We start from the raw sequence: 17,423 nt of genomic DNA on the forward strand, positions 1-17,423 counted from the left end.
ATTTTTTAGGAATTGTTACCAATTCTTAAAGATTCTAAAAATTCTGACAAAGCGACAGTGTGTGGTCTGGAGAATCAGACCTAGAGAAAAAAGAAGGAGCTAAAAACTTGGCAGGACATGAAGTTCAGTACGGCAAGCACCGTACTCGTCGTAGTTTTTCAAGAATCAAAGAAGTTCTTGATTTACCAAATTTGATTGAAATTCAAACCGACTCATTCAAAGAATTCTTGGATCACGGTCTCAAAGAAGTTTTTGAAGATGTACTTCCAGTATCCAACTTTACAGATACAATGGAATTGGAATTCGTTGGTTATGAATTGAAAGAACCAAAGTATACCCTAGAAGAAGCGCGTATTCATGATGCGAGTTACTCAGCGCCAATCTTTGTGACCTTCCGCTTGATTAACAAAGAAACAGGCGAAATCAAGACACAAGAAGTCTTCTTTGGTGAGTTTCCAATCATGACTGAAATGGGAACCTTTATCATCAATGGTGGTGAGCGGATTATCGTTAGTCAGCTCGTGCGTTCGCCAGGTGTTTATTTCAATGATAAGGTTGACAAGAACGGTAAGGTTGGTTATGGTTCAACCGTTATCCCAAACCGTGGTGCTTGGTTAGAGCTTGAGACAGACTCAAAAGATATCGCCTACACACGGATTGACCGTACTCGTAAAATTCCATTTACAACCCTTGTACGTGCGCTAGGTTTCTCTGGTGACGATGAAATCTTTGATATCTTTGGTGATAGTGAATTGGTCCGCAATACTATTGAAAAAGATATTCATAAAAATCCAGCTGATTCACGTACCGACGAAGCTCTCAAAGAAATCTATGAACGCCTTCGTCCAGGTGAGCCTAAGACAGCAGAAAGCTCACGTAGCTTATTGACAGCACGTTTCTTTGACCCACGTCGTTACGACTTGGCGCCTGTTGGTCGTTACAAGATTAACAAGAAATTGAGCCTCCGTACTCGCCTGCTCAACCAAACCTTGGCTGAACACGTGATTAATGGTGAAACAGGTGAAATCGTCCTTGAAGCAGGAACTGTCTTAAACCGTGATGTGCTTGAGTCAATCGAAAATCAATTCGATGAATTGAACTTGGTGGAATACATTCCAAACGATGCAGCAGTTTTGGTAGATCCAGTCTTGCTCCAAAAATTCAAGATTGTCGCACCGACTGACCCAGACCGTGTCGTGACAGTTATCGGAAATGCGAATCCAGCAGAAAATGTACGTACTATTACTCCAGCGGATATCCTAGCTGAAATGAGCTACTTCCTCAACCTTGCAGAAGGTCTTGGCCGCGTTGATGATATTGACCACCTTGGAAATCGTCGGATTCGTGCCGTGGGTGAATTGCTTGCCAACCAAGTGCGTATTGGATTGACCCGTATGGAACGCAATCTCCGTGAGCGCATGAGTGTACAAGACAATGAAGTCTTGACTCCGCAACAAATCATCAATATTCGTCCTGTAACGGCAGCGATTAAAGAATTCTTTGGTTCATCACAGTTGTCACAGTTCATGGACCAACACAATCCATTGTCAGAGTTGTCTCACAAACGCCGTTTGTCTGCCTTAGGACCTGGTGGTTTGACACGTGACCGCGCCGGCTACGAAGTTCGTGACGTGCATTACACTCACTACGGCCGCATGTGTCCGATTGAAACGCCTGAGGGACCAAACATCGGTTTGATCAACAACTTGTCTTCTTATGGACACTTGAACAAGTACGGTTTCATCCAAACACCATACCGCAAGATTGATCGTACAACAGGTACAGTTACCAATGAAATCGTCTGGTTGACGGCCGATGAAGAAGATGCCTACATCGTAGCACAATCAACTTCTCCACTCGATGAAAACAACCGTTTTGTAGACAAGATTGTTATGGGACGTCACCAAGGGAATAACCAAGAGTTCCCAGCGGACTCTGCGGATTTCATGGATGTGTCTCCTAAGCAGGTAGTTGCCGTTGCGACAGCATGTATTCCGTTCCTTGAAAATGACGACTCCAACCGTGCCCTCATGGGTGCCAACATGCAGCGTCAGGCTGTTCCGTTGATTGATCCAAAAGCTCCTTATGTAGGAACTGGTATGGAATATCAAGCTGCCCACGATTCAGGAGCAGCAGTTATTGCCCAGCATGACGGAAAAGTTACTTATGCAGATGCCGACAAGGTTGAAGTACGCCGTGAAGACGGTTCGCTAGATATTTACCACATCCAAAAATTCCGTCGTTCCAACTCAGGTACAGCCTACAACCAACGGACACTCGTTAAAGTAGGGGACATCGTTGAAAAAGGCGACTTTATCGCAGATGGACCTTCTATGGAAAATGGGGAAATGGCGCTTGGACAAAACCCAATCGTTGCCTACATGACCTGGGAAGGCTACAACTTCGAGGATGCGGTTATCATGAGTGAGCGCCTGGTAAAAGACGATGTCTATACCTCTGTTCACTTGGAAGAATACGAATCAGAAACCCGTGATACCAAGTTAGGACCTGAAGAAATTACTCGTGAAATTCCAAACGTGGGTGAAGATGCGCTGAAAGACTTGGACGAAATGGGAATTATCCGCATTGGTGCTGAAGTAAAAGAAGGCGATATCCTGGTTGGTAAAGTCACTCCGAAAGGTGAGAAAGACTTGTCAGCAGAAGAACGTCTCCTCCACGCTATCTTTGGTGATAAATCTCGTGAAGTCCGTGATACTTCTCTTCGTGTGCCTCACGGTGCTGACGGTGTCGTTCGTGATGTCAAAATTTTTACCCGTGCAAATGGTGATGAATTGCAATCTGGTGTCAACATGCTGGTGCGTGTCTACATCGCTCAAAAACGGAAGATTAAGGTCGGAGATAAGATGGCGGGACGCCACGGAAATAAAGGGGTTGTCTCTCGTATCGTACCAGTAGAAGATATGCCATACCTTCCAGACGGAACACCGGTTGATATCATGTTGAATCCGCTCGGGGTACCTTCTCGTATGAATATTGGACAGGTTATGGAGCTTCACCTTGGAATGGCTGCTCGCAATTTGGGCATTCACATTGCAACACCAGTATTTGACGGGGCAAGTTCAGAAGACCTATGGTCAACGGTTAAAGAAGCTGGTATGGATAGCGATGCTAAAACCATTCTTTATGACGGCCGTACCGGTGAGCCATTTGATAACCGTGTGTCTGTTGGGGTCATGTACATGATCAAACTCCACCACATGGTTGATGATAAACTTCATGCACGTTCAGTAGGACCATACTCACTCGTTACCCAACAACCTCTTGGAGGTAAGGCTCAGTTTGGTGGACAACGTTTTGGTGAGATGGAGGTTTGGGCACTGGAAGCCTACGGTGCATCAAACGTTCTTCAAGAAATCTTGACCTACAAGTCAGATGATGTCAATGGTCGTTTGAAAGCCTATGAAGCAATTACTAAAGGAAAACCAATTCCAAAACCAGGTGTACCAGAATCATTCCGCGTATTGGTCAAAGAATTGCAATCACTTGGTCTTGACATGCGTGTCCTTGATGAAGACGATCAAGAAGTCGAACTTCGTGACCTCGATGAAGGCGAAGATGATGACATCATCCACGTAGATGATTTAGAAAAAGCACGTGCAAAGGCCGCAGCTGATGCCGCAGCCGCATTTGCAGCCGAATCAGAAGAATAAGGATGAGCAGAAGCAGAGCATGCGCCTGTTTCTGCTGACTCCTCTTGTTAGAAATGAAGAAAGGGATTATTAGTGGTTGACGTAAATCGATTTAAAAGTATGCAAATCACTTTAGCTTCTCCCAACAAGGTCCGTTCATGGTCTTATGGTGAAGTTAAAAAACCTGAAACAATCAACTATCGTACGCTCAAACCAGAGCGTGACGGACTCTTTGATGAAGTCATCTTTGGTCCGACAAAAGACTGGGAATGTTCCTGTGGAAAATACAAGCGCATCCGTTACAAGGGAATCGTTTGTGACCGTTGTGGTGTAGAGGTTACTCGTGCCAAAGTACGCCGTGAGCGTATGGGACACATCGAGTTGAAAGCACCGATTTCTCACATCTGGTATTTTAAAGGCATTCCAAGCCGTATGGGCTTGACCCTTGATATGAGCCCGCGTGCGCTTGAAGAAGTCATCTACTTTGCGGCCTATGTGGTGATTGATCCAAAAGATACACCACTTGAGCATAAATCCATCATGACAGAGCGCGAGTACCGTGAAAAATTGCGTGAGTATGGACACGGTTCATTCGTAGCGAAAATGGGTGCAGAGGCGATTCAAGACCTGCTCAAACAAGTAGACTTGCCAACTGAAATTGCGGCCTTGAAAGAAGAATTAAAAACCGCTTCTGGTCAAAAACGCATTAAGGCGGTTCGTCGTTTGGATGTGCTAGATGCCTTTTACAAATCTGGAAACAAGCCAGAATGGATGATTTTAAACATCTTGCCTGTTATTCCACCAGATTTGCGTCCAATGGTTCAATTGGACGGTGGACGCTTTGCGGCTTCTGACTTGAACGAATTGTACCGCCGTGTCATTAACCGGAACAATCGTTTGGCTCGCCTGCTTGAGCTGAACGCACCAGGAATCATCGTTCAAAATGAAAAACGCATGCTCCAAGAAGCGGTGGATGCTCTTATTGACAATGGTCGCCGTGGTCGTCCGATTACAGGACCAGGTAGCCGTCCGCTCAAATCTCTCAGCCACATGCTGAAAGGAAAACAAGGGCGCTTCCGCCAAAACTTGCTCGGAAAACGGGTTGACTTCTCAGGGCGTTCTGTTATCGCCGTTGGTCCAACTTTAAAAATGTACCAATGTGGTGTGCCGCGCGAAATGGCGATTGAGCTCTTCAAGCCGTTTGTCATGCGCGAAATCGTTGCCCGTGAAATTGCAGGAAACGTAAAAGCAGCTAAACGCTTGATTGAACGCGGAGATGATCGCATTTGGGATATTCTTGAAGAAGTTATTAAAGAACACCCAGTGCTCTTGAACCGTGCACCGACCCTTCACCGACTTGGTATCCAGGCCTTTGAGCCAGTCTTGATTGACGGAAAAGCCCTTCGCTTGCACCCGCTCGTGTGTGAGGCCTACAATGCCGACTTTGACGGGGACCAAATGGCGATTCACGTACCATTGTCAGAAGAAGCACAAGCAGAAGCACGTATCCTTATGCTTGCGGCAGAACACATCTTGAACCCGAAAGACGGAAAACCAGTTGTAACACCGTCTCAGGATATGGTCTTGGGGAACTACTACTTGACCATGGAAGATGCTGGTCGTGAAGGCGAAGGTATGGTCTTCAAAGATATGGATGAAGCGGTGATGGCTTACCGCAATGGCTATGTTCACTTGCATACCCGTGTCGGTATTGCGACAGACAGCCTTGATAAGCCTTGGGCAGAATCACAAAAACACAAGATCATGATGACGACTGTTGGTAAGATTTTGTTTAACGCGATTATGCCAGCAGGCTTGCCGTATCTCCAAGAACCAACCAATGCCAACTTGACAGAAGGTACACCGGACAAGTATTTCTTGGAACCAGGATCTGATATCAAAGCTGCGATTGCAGAGCTTCCAATCAATCCTCCATTCAAGAAGAAAAATCTTGGAAATATCATCGCTGAAATCTTTAAACGCTTCCGCACAACGGAAACTTCTGCCCTACTTGACCGCTTGAAAGACCTCGGTTACTACCATTCAACCCTTGCAGGTTTGACAGTGGGAATCGCAGATATCCCAGTTATTGACAACAAGGCAGAAATCATTGAAGAATCGCACGAACGTGTGGAACAAATCAAGAAACAATTCCGTCGTGGTATGATTACCGACGATGAGCGCTACGCAGCGGTTACCGATGAATGGCGTTCAGCCAAAGAAAAACTAGAGAAACGCTTGACAGAATCACAGGATCCGAAGAACCCAATCGTTATGATGATGGATTCTGGAGCCCGTGGTAACATCTCAAACTTCTCGCAGCTTGCCGGAATGCGTGGATTGATGTCAGCACCGAATGGACGTATCATGGAATTGCCAATCTTGTCCAACTTCCGTGAAGGACTATCGGTTCTTGAAATGTTCTTCTCAACTCACGGTGCCCGTAAGGGTATGACGGATACGGCCTTGAAGACAGCCGATTCAGGTTACTTGACTCGCCGTCTCGTTGACGTTGCCCAAGATGTGATTATCCGTGAGGACGATTGTGGAACAGACCGTGGTTTGGATATCCGTTCCATCACCGACGGCAAGGAAATGATCGAGCCGCTTGAAGAACGCTTGCAAGGTCGTTACACCAAGAAAACGGTTAAACACCCTGAGACAGGTGCGGTAATCATCGGTCCAAATGAATTGATTACCGAAGATATTGCCCGTGAAATTGTCAATGCTGGTGTCGAACAAGTCACTATCCGTTCTGTCTTTACATGTAACACTCGCCATGGTGTCTGCCGTCACTGTTACGGTATCAACTTGGCAACAGGTGATGCGGTTGAAGTGGGTGAAGCAGTTGGTACAATCGCCGCTCAATCTATCGGTGAGCCTGGTACACAGTTGACCATGCGTACCTTCCACACGGGTGGTGTAGCCTCTAATTCAGATATCACGCAAGGTTTGCCTCGTGTCCAAGAAATCTTTGAAGCCCGCAATCCAAAAGGGGAAGCGGTCATTACAGAAATCAAGGGTGAGGTAACAGCAATCGATGAAGATGCGGCTACCCGTACTAAGAAAGTCTTTGTCAAAGGTAAGACTGGCGAAGGCGAGTACGTGGTACCATTTACTGCCCGTATGCGTGTAGAAGTCGGCTCTCAAGTGGCGCGTGGGGATGCCCTTACAGAGGGTTCAATCCAACCAAAACGTTTGCTTGAAGTCCGCGATGTCTTGTCTGTTGAGACCTACCTCCTTTCTGAAGTACAAAAAGTATACCGTAGCCAAGGGGTAGAAATCGGAGACAAACACATCGAGGTAATGGTTCGTCAAATGTTGCGTAAAGTCCGTGTCATGGATCCAGGAGATACTGATTTGCTCATGGGTACCCTCATGGATATTACAGACTTTACAGATGCCAATGCCGATGTGGTCATTGCAGGTGGAATCCCAGCGACAGCTCGTCCAGTCCTTATGGGAATTACCAAAGCCTCTCTTGAAACCAACAGTTTCTTGTCTGCGGCTTCCTTCCAAGAAACCACTCGTGTCCTTACAGATGCAGCCATTCGTGGTAAACGTGATAACCTTCTCGGCTTGAAGGAAAATGTTATCATCGGTAAAATCATTCCAGCAGGTACTGGTATGGCACGTTACCGTAATATTGAACCACAAGCTGTTAATGAAGTTGAAATCATTGAAGATACCGTTGCTGAAGAATTAGCAGAAGAAATGGTAACAGAATAAGAACAGAAAGCATATCTCAAAAGAGGTATGCTTTTTTACGAACAAATTTCACAAGCTAAATCTTTTTCTCCTGTTTGAAAATCCGCTATAATATGGACATAGAGGAGTATGAGAGATGTATCAAGTGATTCGAATGTATGGGGATTTTGAACCCTGGTGGTTCTTAGACGGCTGGGAAGAAAATATTATTAGCAATGAAACCTATGATAATTATGAAGAAGCTCTGCGATCCTACCAACGACAATGGGTCTGCTTGTCCGAGCGATTTCCGATGAAGAAAAGTCGGGACGGATTGATGACGGCCTTCTGGGATCCAGAAGATCAATATTGGTGCGATGAATGCGATGAATATTTGCAGAACTACCACTCCTTAATCTTGTTCGAAGCCAAAGAAAATTTACCAACAGGTTTACAGCGTAAAGATACAGGGAAAAGACCACGTTTTTGCAAAATGAAAAATAAAGTTTAAGAGAAAGTTCGATGTTTGTGCGTCGAGCTTTTTTCTTTATTCAAAAAATTTTTTAGAAATATGAAAAAAAGAACATCATTTACGAATAAAGAAAGTGAGGAGGAGATATGGTTCAAAAAATAGCACAAGAAATGATTCGAGAAGCGGTAGAAAAGCGGGTCAGCGACCTTTATTTACTGCCTAAAGAAGTCACTTGCCAAGTCTATGAGCGCATCTTAGATGCTAGGAAGCTGGTCAGCGAGTTGGATGAGGCGACCTATTCGGCAGTGATTAGTCATTTTAAATTTGTGGCAGGCATGAACGTTGGTGAAAAGCGGCGTAGCCAGCAAGGAGCCTGTGATTATGACTATAGCGATGGAACTGTGTCATTAAGGTTGTCGACAGTTGGGGATTACCGTGGGAAAGAAAGTCTGGTGATTCGTCTTTTGTATGGTCAAGAAGAGAAACTCCATTTCTGGTTTGATGCTCTGGAGCATGTGCAGGAAGCGATAAAAGGGCGAGGTTTGTATTTGTTTTCGGGTCCGGTTGGTTCTGGCAAGACCACTCTGATGTATCATTTGGCAGGGCTAAAATTTGCCGACCAGCAGATTGTCACCATTGAAGATCCAGTAGAAATTAAGCGAGATGAAATGCTACAATTACAGCTCAATGAAGCCATTGGCTTGACCTATGACAATCTAATCAAGCTGTCTTTACGGCATCGGCCAGACTTGCTGATTATTGGAGAAATCAGGGATACAGAAACAGCGCGGGCGGTCATTCGCGCTAGCTTGACAGGGGTAACGATTTTTTCAACCGTTCATGGCAAGAGTATTTCAGGTGTCTATGCCCGCATGTTGGAGCTGGGAGTGAGTCCTGATGAACTGCATCATGCCTTGCAGGGTATTATGTATCAACGTTTAATCGGAGGAGGAGGAATTGTAGATGTGGCAACGAAAGCATACCAAACCTATTCGCCAGCGCGGTGGAATGAGCAGATTGACCAACTTTTTGCGACAGGACATATCAGTGCTCGTCAGGCGCAGGCCGAAAAAATTGTCCTTGGTTCGTCAACGTAAAATGATTGAATTATTTACCAACCTGCTAACAAGCGGCTTTCATCTAGTAGAAATTGTTGATTTTCTAAAAAGAAGCCAATTGTTGGCAGATAGTTATACTAGTCTTTTATATCAGGGCTTGTTGGCAGGGAAGTCTTTTGCAGTTCTTCTTTCAGACTTACAATTTTCAGATGCAGTCGTAACCCAGATAGCCTTGGCAGAAGTGCATGGTAATCTGGAGCTGAGTTTGACCCATATTCAAGATTATTTGGGAAATCTTGTAAAAGTGCGGAAGAAGCTGGTGGAGGTAGCGACCTATCCGGTTATCTTGCTGCTATTTTTGCTTGTAATCATGCTAGGCCTAAAAGGTTATCTCTTGCCCCAATTAGAAGAGGGAAACGGAGCCACAACAATGATTGGTTTTCTTCCGCTTGTCTTTTTAGTGTCGGCTGTTATTGGCCTTGCTTTAGCAGTTTTTTTGAGCTATTGGTATCGGAGGTCTGAGAAGATAAAGACGGTCAGTTTATTGGTGCGTTTGCCCTTCTTAGGGAGATTGCTTCAGTTGTATCTGACTGCCTATTATGCGCGTGAATGGGGTAATCTCATCGGTCAAGGTCTTGAAATGACTCAGATTGTTGACTTGATGCAACATCAGCAGTCAGATTTGTTTCGCAGGATTGGAAGGGAGTTGGGTCTGGCTTTAGAAAGGGGTGTTGCCTTTGAAGAACATATAAAACACTATCCTTTTTTCAAGAAGGAGTTGAGTCTCATGATTGAATACGGTCAAGTAAAAGACAAGCTGGGGCATGAACTACGGTTGTATGCGAACGAGTGTTGGGAGGAGTTTTTTGCCAAGCTAAATGCTGCCATGCAGTTGATTCAACCGATGGTATTTCTGTTTGTAGCTGTCATCGTCGTCTTAATTTATGTAGCCATGCTATTGCCAATTTATCAAAATCTGGAGGTTTAAAATGAAAAAATTGAAGAAGATAAAAGTAAAAGGTTTTACATTAATAGAAATGCTCGTTGTCTTACTCATCATCAGTATTCTTTTGCTCTTGTTTGTCCCAAATTTAAGCAAGCAAAAAGAAAATGCTAAGCAGACAGGAAATGCAGTAGTTGTGAAGGTTGTTGAAGGACAAGCTGAATTGTATGAATTACAAAACGAAGGAGAAGCCAGTCTGTCTCGGTTGGTGGAGACGGGAGCAATTACGGAAGCGCAGGCGCAAGCCTATAATGAATATTATGCGAAAAATACAAACCAGTCTCGTACAGTCAAGCCTTAAAGCCTATACCTTGTTGGAAAGCTTGCTAACCTTGTTTATGATTAGTTTTGTGACAATTCTACTATCTAGCTCGGTTCATAGGATATTTACAGGTGTAGAAGAGCAAGTATTTTTTCTTGAATTTGAAAGGATGTATAAGACGAGCCAACAGCTAGCTATATTTTCTCATAGGCCAGTGGTTCTTGATTGTACAGTATCTACGATTTCAAATGAGTATGATCGATTGAAATTACCATCTACCGTGCAGCTTCAGCAGGAACAACAAATCCTGCTTGACCATCATGGCGGAAACTCCTCTTTAGTAAAAATTGAATTTTTAACAAAAGAGAAGAAAATCAGCTATCAATTATATTTAGGGAGTGGGAGCTATAAAAAAACAGAAAAATAAAGCCTATATTTTATTAGAAAGTTTGGTCGCATTAGCTGTCTTTGCAATGATTACAAGCCTGCTCCTGACAGGAGTGCTTCATAGCAGAAGGTGGCAAGAAAAACAGTGGCAAAAACAAGAGGTCTTGTTGTTAGCCAAGATGGCTATCCAGTCAAGACAAGAACGCCTTGCTCTGAATGGCAGTATCATAACAGTTCAGCGAAATAGTCGTTATATTCGTGTCTACTATCAAGGTGAGGAGGTTTTAAATATTGAAAAAGAGTAAGGTGGCGGCTTTTACGCTCTTGGAGTGCCTTTTAGCCTTGCTAGTTATCTCAGGCGGTCTACTCGTATTTGATGGCTTGGCCAAGCTCGTTCATCATGAAATCACTTATCAGGATACCAGCTTGGAAAAGAAGTGGCTGGTCTTTGCGGACCAATTGCGATATGAATTAGCCGACGTGCGTCTAGTTAAAGTAGAAAATGACCATCTGTATGTCGACAAATCTGGTCAACAACTGTCTTTTGGTAAATCAAAGGCGGATGATTTTCGTAAGACGAGTGACAAGGGTCAAGGCTATCAGCCTATGCTATATCAGGTTGCGTCGGCCAAGATTCACCAAGAGCAAACAGTGGTTCAGATAGATATTACCTTTGAAAATGGTTGGGAGAGAAGTTTTGTATATCGTTTTGAAGAAAAAGTGTAGGGGAGGAATGATGTTATATGCCTTGCTTATGGTCGCTATTTTCAGTTTATTGCTGCAGTTTTATTTACATGCTCAATTGTCAGAAGCACGAGTTACTTCGGCTAATTACGAAAGTACCGAGGCCTATTTGATGGCTGAATGGACAGCTGATATTGCGCGGGAGGAAATAAAGGAAAAGCTGCATGACTTAGTGGACTCCAAGGAATTTCCAAAGATGGCAAGAGGAGTGGAGGGAGATGACAAACAGCAGTCAGAGCTGAAAGCAACGGAAGTAAAAGATGAAGAAGGTAAAAGGAGTATGAGTGTGCAGGGCGATATCCGCTTTTCTAAAGGACGATCGCGCTATCGCTCAGAGAACAATCTGCTCCTTGTGACAGTTACGACGACAGCTGGCCATGATTTCTCTTATTCATTTCCTTTATCTAGCGAAAAATAGTCTTTTTTGATATGATAGGAATATGAATTTTGAAAAGATTGAACAGGCTTATGACCTGCTATTAGAAAATGTCCAAACAATCCAGAACCTTCTAGGAACGAACTTTTATGATGCCTTGATTGAGCAAAATGCTGATTATTTGGCGGGAAGTCATGAGAATGAAGTGGTTGCTACGAACATTGCTAGCTTGAAGCAATTACAGCTGACAGCTGAGGAGTGGCGCCGTGCCTACCAATTTCTTTTTATCAAGGCCAATCAGACAGAACCGATGCAGTACAATCACCAATTTACACCAGACAGTATCGGATTTATCCTGACATTTTTACTGGAGCAACTCGTGACTGAAGAACAGGTAACGGTCTTAGAGATTGGCTCGGGAACAGGTAATTTGGCACAAACGATTTTAAATCACAGTCAGAAAGAGATTGACTATTTAGGAATTGAAGTGGGTGATTTGCTGATTGATTTATCGGCCAGCATTGCAGATGTGATGGATAGTAGCGTTCACTTTGCTCAAGGAGATGCTGTTCGCCCGCAAATTTTAAAAGAGAGCCAAGTCATTATTGGTGATTTGCCAATTGGTTATTATCCTGATGACCGGATTGCTCAACGCTATCAAGTGGCTAGTCCAAATGAACACACCTATGCCCACCATTTGTTGATGGAGCAGTCCCTGAAATACTTGAAACAGGATGGCTATGCTATCTTACTTGCGCCAAATGATTTGTTGACCAGTCCTCAAAGCCCTCTGCTAAAAAACTGGTTGAAAGAACATGCAAGCGTGGTAGCGGTGATGACCCTACCTGCAACCTTATTTGGAGCCCAGTCTATGGCGAAAACGATTTTTGTGTTGCAGAAACAAACGGATGTTCCAGTAGAGACTTTTGTTTATCCCTTAACTAATCTGCAAAGTCCTGAGGAATTACAGGCTTTTACAGAGAATTTTAAAAAATGGAAACAAGATAATGCAATTTAAGTGAAAATTTGATATACTAGTTAGGAAAACGCTTAAAAAGGGGAATCTTATGTCAAAAACAATTGCGATTAACGCAGGTAGTTCTAGTTTGAAATGGCAACTCTATCAAATGCCAGAAGAAAAAGTATTGGCGAAAGGGTTGATTGAGCGAATTGGGTTAAAAGATTCGATTTCAACTGTTAAATTTGATGGTCAAGCTGCCAGCCAGACACTCGATATTGCTGATCATGTGCAAGCTGTAAAAATTTTATTAGATGATTTGTTGGCACACCACATTATCGAGGACTTTTCAGAAATCACAGGTGTTGGGCACCGCGTGGTAGCTGGTGGTGAATTTTTCAAAGATTCAGTCTTGATTGACGATGAAGCACTTGCTAAAATTGAGGAATTGTCAGCATTAGCACCTCTTCATAATCCAGCAAATGCGGCTGGTATTCGTGCTTTTAAAAACATCTTGCCAGATATTACCAGCGTGGCGGTTTTTGATACAGCATTCCATACCACTATGCCAGAAGTAGCGTACCGTTATCCAATTGCAACTAAGTATTACGAAGAAAATCAAGTCCGCAAGTATGGAGCACATGGTACTTCTCATTATTATGTGTCCCGTGAGGCAGCAAAAGCCCTAGGGAAACCAGTTGAAGAATTGAAATTAATCACTGCTCATATCGGAAATGGTATTTCTATCACCGCTGTTGATGGTGGAAAATCAGTTGATACTTCAATGGGCTTCACTCCGCTAGCTGGTCCAATGATGGGAACTCGTTCTGGAGATATTGATCCTGCGATTATCCCTTACCTTATCGAAAATGTTGCAGACTTGAAAGACGCTGCGGATGTTGTGAATGTTTTGAACAAGCAGTCTGGTATCTTGGGAATTGCAGAAGTCTCAAGTGATATGCGTGAGGTAGAAGCTGGTCGTGAAGCTGGCGATGCCAAATGTACCCTTGCTTTTGATATGTTAATCAATCGCCTTCAAAAATTCATCGGACAATACTTTGCGGTATTGAATGGTGCAGATGCCCTTGTCTTTACAGCTGGTATCGGTGAAAATTCTGTAGCAGTCCGTGAAGCGGTGGTGAAAGGCTTGTCTTGGTTTGGTATGGAATTAGAACCTGAAAAGAATGTCTTTGGAGCAGAGGGGGACATTTCAACACCTGACTCTAAGGTCAAAGTCCTGGTTATTCCAACTGACGAAGAGCTTGTGATTGCGCGTGATGTAGAACGCTTGAAAAAATAAGATTAGAAATAAGAAAGTGGGTTCCTATTGGTTGGGAATCCATTTTTTCAAGTCTCATCATCTCTACCAATTAAATAACCATTTAATCCTAGGTAATAAGTTAATAACCGAACAAACTAAATGGAGGTAAAAGTTAATCTGCCTCCATCTCCATACAAATCGTGTTTTTCTAGTATAGTAGACCGGAGTTTCTAACAATGAGATTATTCGCGAATCTCACATCTGATGTACCACTAAATTATAGTGGTTATTTGCTTGGAAATGCTCTAGTCAAATTCATGTAGATGTGGTAGAATAAAAAAGCAAAGTTGATTTGCACAGAGTAGGTGGTTTGCGTTAAGTGTGTATGGATGGGATGTTGCCATACAACGAAGCGAAAGCGCGGTAAACCATTGCATCCGCTGTCGATGAACCGACAGCTCCAATTGATAAAAGGAGCATAGTATGTTTTCAAAGAAATCCCCTAAACTTGGGGTTCAGTTACTGGTTGTCTTAGCGATGTTAATCGCTATTCGTTATATCTTGGGGCACTACTTTTCATTTTGGATTATTCCTCAGATGCTAAAAGTCAGCCTGTCGTTTATTGCCAATACGCTTATCGGAATGTTGGCAGGACCATGGCTTGCGATGATTGTGTTCGTGGTGAATGACGTGTTGACGGCTTTAAACTCCGGGTATCCGTTTATTATTTGGTTTACCCTGCTAGAGGCAGTTCAAGGATTTTTATATGGTTATTTTTACTATGGGAAAAAATTAGATATCCACAGTAAAAAAGACTGGCTGTATGTATTATCGGCTACATCAGTGATTATGGGAATAGGGACCTTCTTTTTGACCCCGCTTCTCAACCAGATTTACCAACATGTCCCTATTTCGGTTCAATTCTTTGCTCAAGGGCGTATTTTTAAAATTCTAGAAATTCCATTTAGAGTAGTTGTGACAATGATTTTCTTGCCACAGCTTCATAGAATCCCAGAGATCCGTAAGCTAATGGGGATTAAAAAATGAGAAAAAGCAACAATTCATCCCATTGTTGCTTTTTTGTTGGTATATGGACCTAATAATGCTTGATCAAGTCAACAGTCGAACGGTCCAGCTTTTTCACAATAGCCTGTAAGAAGGCTTGTGCTTGTAAGAAATCATCCATATTGTAGAGTGTTTGGTGTGAATGGATGTAACGCGCACAAACTCCGATTGTAGTAGATGGGATACCATGATTTTTCATGTGCGCAGCCCCTGCATCGGTTCCGCCTTTTGCGCAGTAGTATTGGAATTTGATGCCAGCTTCTTCTGCGGTTGTCAGCAAGAAATCTTTCATATTTTTCAACATGATATGGCCTGGATCGTAAAAGCGTAAGAGCGTACCGTCTCCGATATTGCCTTGTTCTCCGAAGATATCACCTGCTGGTGAGCAATCCACTGCAAGGAAAATATCTGGATTGAACTTGGTCGTAGAAGCGTGCGCACCGCGCAAACCGACTTCTTCTTGGACGTTGGCTCCTGCAATCAGTTGATTTGGTAGTGATGTACTTGATAGATTTTCAAGTAATTCAGTCACCATGAGAACTCCAAAGCGATTGTCCCAAGCCTTTGAAATCACATTTTGACCGTTTGCAGTCAGGATGGTTTCGTTTTTCGGAACGAGGATATCACCGGGACGAACACCGAAGGCTTCAGCTTCTTCTTTGGAAGCAAATCCAGCATCAAAAATCACATCACCGATAGCAGGAAGTCCAGCGTTTCCATTGCTACCACGAGAGAGGTGAGGAGGCATAGATCCTGAAATGGCAGGGATTTGACGACCGTCTTGCAAGTGGAGTGTGAAGGCTTGACTAGATACGACAAGGGGATTCCAGCCCCCGATTCCTACCACTCGGAAAGTTCCATCTGCCTTAATTTGGCTAATCATAAAGCCGACTTCATCCATGTGGGAAGCAACCATGATGCGAGGTGCATTTTCTTGGCTAGTATCCTTGATACCGAAGATTCCTCCCAGGCCATCGGTTTCAATCCGATCCACATGTGGAGTGATTTTACGGCGAATATGGTCGCGGACATCGTGTTCGAAGCCTGCAATACCTTGTAGTTCGGTAACTTCTTTGATTTTTTTAAATAAATTCGAATGTGACATAATTGATCCTCCTAGCTACTATTTTAACATGAATTATGGTAAAATGTTGGTTATGAAGAAGAAAAAAGCAGCCTTGCTAGCAGGTGTAGTTGGAGCGGGTGTCCTCGCAGCTAGTGCGCGATTTGTGATGACAGTATATGAGGAGCGAAAAAAAGCCAAGGCCCTTCAGCAAGTGCGGGCGTTTTTTGCGGAATACGGAGAGATTGCGACAGTCTTTATCAATGAAATGGAATCAAGCAAGGATCGTCTCGTTGGCGGTGTTGTCATGGAGGACGAGCGGGTCTATTTGTTTGAAAATGAAGCTGGTGTTATTTGGTATGAGGAGGAGTTAGCATGATTATTCCAAAGAATCTTGAAGAATTAGCCAATTTAGCAGAACAAGAAGGAAAACAAGTCTTTTTCTTTTCAGCAGAATGGTGCGGAGATTGCCGTTTTATCAAGCCATTTTTGCCAGAAATTGAAGCGGATAATCAGGATTTTCAATTTGTCTTGGTAGATCGTGATGAGTATCTGGAAGTGGCTCAGGAGTGGAATGTATTTGGAATTCCAAGTCTAGTCGTGCTTGAAAAAGGCAAGGAAATCGGTCGCTTTGTCAATCGTGATCGCAAGACCAAGCAAGAAATCAATGACTTTTTAGCAAGTGTGAGAGGATAAAGGATGATTTTTACATATAATAAGGAACATGTTGGCGATGTCCTCATGGTGATTGTTTCAGATAGCAAGGATAAAAAGCTAGATGTTGAGCGCAAGGGTAATGTAGCCCGTGTCTTTCAGCTAGACAATCAAGAAACCGTTGCATGGAATATTTTTCAAGTGTCTAGCCTGATTGATATTGCAGGACGCGGTCAGGTCTTCTTAAGAGACGAAGAAGTGGCAGTCCTTAATCAAGAATTGCAAAAAGAAGGCTTTGCAGAAAGTTTGGTTAACGATTATGAGCCGAAATTTGTCGTTGGAGAAATTGTCGAGCTAGTTGCTCATCCAGACAGTGACCACTTGCATATCTGCCAGGTTAAAGTAGCAGAAGACAAGATTGTTCAAATCGTTGCAGGTGCGCCAAATGCGGCTTTGGGTTTGAAGACCATTGTTGCACTTCCAGAAGCCATGATGCCAAACGGTAGCTTGATTTTCCCAGGCGAGTTACGTGGCGAAAAGAGTTTTGGTATGATGTGTAGTCCTCGTGAGTTGCAGCTGCCAAATGCGCCACAGAAACGCGGTATTATTGAGTTGGATTCAAGTGAGGTGGCTGGAACACCTTTTGATCCTGCAAAACATTGGCAAGTATCATAAAAAATGAAAAAAGTTGGTTCGGCCAGCTTTTTTTATATTTTTTTCGAATAGAGAAGTAGGAGGATAAAAAATGTATAATAAAGTCATTCTGATTAACTTGATACAATA

17 protein-coding genes and 1 riboswitch are annotated in these 17,423 nt (G+C 43.4%); of the genes, 16 read left to right on the top strand and 1 reads right to left on the bottom strand.

Annotated features, from left to right (window positions below; translation table 11 throughout):
- Window positions 1-107: 107 nt before the first annotated feature.
- The 13 genes from rpoB (at window position 108) to BU202_RS08030 (ending at window position 14,905) form a co-directional block, all read left to right on the top strand.
- Complete coding sequence (rpoB, locus tag BU202_RS07970; protein ID WP_075105258.1) at window positions 108-3,671, top strand: DNA-directed RNA polymerase subunit beta; 3,564 nt, start codon at window positions 108-110, stop codon at window positions 3,669-3,671.
- Between the two features lie 72 nt (window positions 3,672-3,743).
- A complete protein-coding gene (gene rpoC, locus BU202_RS07975) occupies window positions 3,744-7,379 on the top strand; it encodes a DNA-directed RNA polymerase subunit beta' (protein WP_075105259.1) in 3,636 nt (1,211 codons plus the stop codon).
- Window positions 7,380-7,494: 115 nt separating this feature from the next.
- Window positions 7,495-7,848, top strand: coding sequence for a DUF1033 family protein (locus tag BU202_RS07980; protein WP_075105260.1), 354 nt, complete (start codon window positions 7,495-7,497; stop codon window positions 7,846-7,848).
- Window positions 7,849-7,955: 107 nt separating this feature from the next.
- Window positions 7,956-8,906 carry a competence type IV pilus ATPase ComGA gene (comGA, locus tag BU202_RS07985; RefSeq protein WP_075105261.1) on the top strand — a complete coding sequence of 317 codons (951 nt, stop codon included), beginning with the start codon at window positions 7,956-7,958 and terminating at the stop codon, window positions 8,904-8,906.
- Window positions 8,818-9,855 (top strand): competence type IV pilus assembly protein ComGB, encoded by a 1,038-nt coding sequence (gene comGB / locus BU202_RS07990; RefSeq protein ID WP_083605776.1) that lies wholly within the window; start codon window positions 8,818-8,820, stop codon window positions 9,853-9,855. Before comGA ends, comGB begins: the two co-directional genes overlap by 89 nt.
- A 1-nt stretch (window position 9,856) precedes the next feature.
- Window positions 9,857-10,171: a competence type IV pilus major pilin ComGC gene (gene comGC, locus BU202_RS07995; protein WP_075105262.1), complete on the top strand. Its 315-nt coding sequence runs from the start codon at window positions 9,857-9,859 to the stop codon at window positions 10,169-10,171.
- A gap of 49 nt (window positions 10,172-10,220) precedes the next feature.
- The gene (gene comGD / locus BU202_RS08000; protein ID WP_244149036.1) at window positions 10,221-10,559 is read left to right on the top strand and encodes a competence type IV pilus minor pilin ComGD; all 339 of its coding nucleotides are present in this window, start codon (window positions 10,221-10,223) and stop codon (window positions 10,557-10,559) included.
- Entirely contained in the window at window positions 10,531-10,824 is a 294-nt protein-coding gene (gene comGE, locus BU202_RS08005) for a competence type IV pilus minor pilin ComGE (RefSeq protein ID WP_075105264.1), read from the top strand. Before comGD ends, comGE begins: the two co-directional genes overlap by 29 nt.
- Window positions 10,811-11,245 (top strand): competence type IV pilus minor pilin ComGF, encoded by a 435-nt coding sequence (comGF, locus tag BU202_RS08010; protein WP_083605778.1) that lies wholly within the window; start codon window positions 10,811-10,813, stop codon window positions 11,243-11,245. The genes comGE and comGF overlap by 14 nt, the downstream gene beginning before the upstream one ends.
- Before the next feature lie 7 nt (window positions 11,246-11,252).
- On the top strand, window positions 11,253-11,681 hold the full coding sequence (gene comGG / locus BU202_RS08015; protein ID WP_142354773.1) for a competence type IV pilus minor pilin ComGG: 429 nt from the start codon (window positions 11,253-11,255) through the stop codon (window positions 11,679-11,681).
- Window positions 11,682-11,703: 22 nt separating this feature from the next.
- Window positions 11,704-12,657, top strand: coding sequence for a class I SAM-dependent methyltransferase (locus tag BU202_RS08020; protein WP_075105267.1), 954 nt, complete (start codon window positions 11,704-11,706; stop codon window positions 12,655-12,657).
- A 49-nt stretch (window positions 12,658-12,706) separates the two neighbouring features.
- Window positions 12,707-13,897 (top strand): acetate kinase, encoded by a 1,191-nt coding sequence (locus BU202_RS08025; protein ID WP_075105268.1) that lies wholly within the window; start codon window positions 12,707-12,709, stop codon window positions 13,895-13,897.
- 316 nt (window positions 13,898-14,213) lie between these two features.
- A riboswitch (THF riboswitch) is annotated at window positions 14,214-14,303 on the top strand.
- 38 nt (window positions 14,304-14,341) lie between these two features.
- Complete coding sequence (locus BU202_RS08030) at window positions 14,342-14,905, top strand: folate family ECF transporter S component (protein WP_075105269.1); 564 nt, start codon at window positions 14,342-14,344, stop codon at window positions 14,903-14,905.
- 49 nt (window positions 14,906-14,954) lie between these two features.
- Here BU202_RS08030 and pepA read toward each other — a convergent pair whose 3' ends face one another.
- The gene (gene pepA / locus BU202_RS08035; protein WP_075105270.1) at window positions 14,955-16,028 is read right to left on the bottom strand and encodes a glutamyl aminopeptidase; all 1,074 of its coding nucleotides are present in this window, start codon (window positions 16,026-16,028) and stop codon (window positions 14,955-14,957) included.
- Window positions 16,029-16,080: 52 nt separating this feature from the next.
- Between pepA and BU202_RS08040 the strand changes: the two genes are divergently transcribed.
- The 3 genes from BU202_RS08040 to ytpR are packed head-to-tail and all read left to right on the top strand — an operon-like array spanning window position 16,081 to window position 17,315.
- Entirely contained in the window at window positions 16,081-16,365 is a 285-nt protein-coding gene (locus tag BU202_RS08040; RefSeq protein ID WP_075105382.1) for a DUF4651 domain-containing protein, read from the top strand.
- The gene (locus BU202_RS08045; protein WP_075105271.1) at window positions 16,362-16,682 is read left to right on the top strand and encodes a thioredoxin family protein; all 321 of its coding nucleotides are present in this window, start codon (window positions 16,362-16,364) and stop codon (window positions 16,680-16,682) included. Before BU202_RS08040 ends, BU202_RS08045 begins: the two co-directional genes overlap by 4 nt.
- Before the next feature lie 3 nt (window positions 16,683-16,685).
- Window positions 16,686-17,315: a YtpR family tRNA-binding protein gene (gene ytpR / locus BU202_RS08050; protein ID WP_075105272.1), complete on the top strand. Its 630-nt coding sequence runs from the start codon at window positions 16,686-16,688 to the stop codon at window positions 17,313-17,315.
- Window positions 17,316-17,423 lie beyond the last annotated feature (108 nt).

This window comes from Streptococcus cuniculi (assembly GCF_001921845.1).
In the GTDB taxonomy this organism is placed as follows: Bacteria; Bacillota; Bacilli; order Lactobacillales; family Streptococcaceae; genus Streptococcus; species Streptococcus cuniculi.

Bases quoted from the DNA above. Each gene is read 5' to 3' on its own strand.
- BU202_RS07980 (WP_075105260.1), top strand. From the start codon at position 7,495: ATGTATCAAGTGATTCGAATGTATGGGGATTTTGAACCCTGGTGGTTC.
- comGA (WP_075105261.1), top strand. From the start codon at position 7,956: ATGGTTCAAAAAATAGCACAAGAAATGATTCGAGAAGCGGTAGAAAAG.
- comGB (WP_083605776.1), top strand. From the start codon at position 8,818: ATGAGCAGATTGACCAACTTTTTGCGACAGGACATATCAGTGCTCGTC.
- comGC (WP_075105262.1), top strand. From the start codon at position 9,857: ATGAAAAAATTGAAGAAGATAAAAGTAAAAGGTTTTACATTAATAGAA.
- comGG (WP_142354773.1), top strand. From the start codon at position 11,253: ATGATGTTATATGCCTTGCTTATGGTCGCTATTTTCAGTTTATTGCTG.
- BU202_RS08020 (WP_075105267.1), top strand. From the start codon at position 11,704: ATGAATTTTGAAAAGATTGAACAGGCTTATGACCTGCTATTAGAAAAT.
- BU202_RS08025 (WP_075105268.1), top strand. From the start codon at position 12,707: ATGTCAAAAACAATTGCGATTAACGCAGGTAGTTCTAGTTTGAAATGG.
- BU202_RS08030 (WP_075105269.1), top strand. From the start codon at position 14,342: ATGTTTTCAAAGAAATCCCCTAAACTTGGGGTTCAGTTACTGGTTGTC.
- pepA (WP_075105270.1), bottom strand. From the start codon at position 16,028: ATGTCACATTCGAATTTATTTAAAAAAATCAAAGAAGTTACCGAACTA.
- BU202_RS08040 (WP_075105382.1), top strand. From the start codon at position 16,081: ATGAAGAAGAAAAAAGCAGCCTTGCTAGCAGGTGTAGTTGGAGCGGGT.
- BU202_RS08045 (WP_075105271.1), top strand. From the start codon at position 16,362: ATGATTATTCCAAAGAATCTTGAAGAATTAGCCAATTTAGCAGAACAA.
- ytpR (WP_075105272.1), top strand. From the start codon at position 16,686: ATGATTTTTACATATAATAAGGAACATGTTGGCGATGTCCTCATGGTG.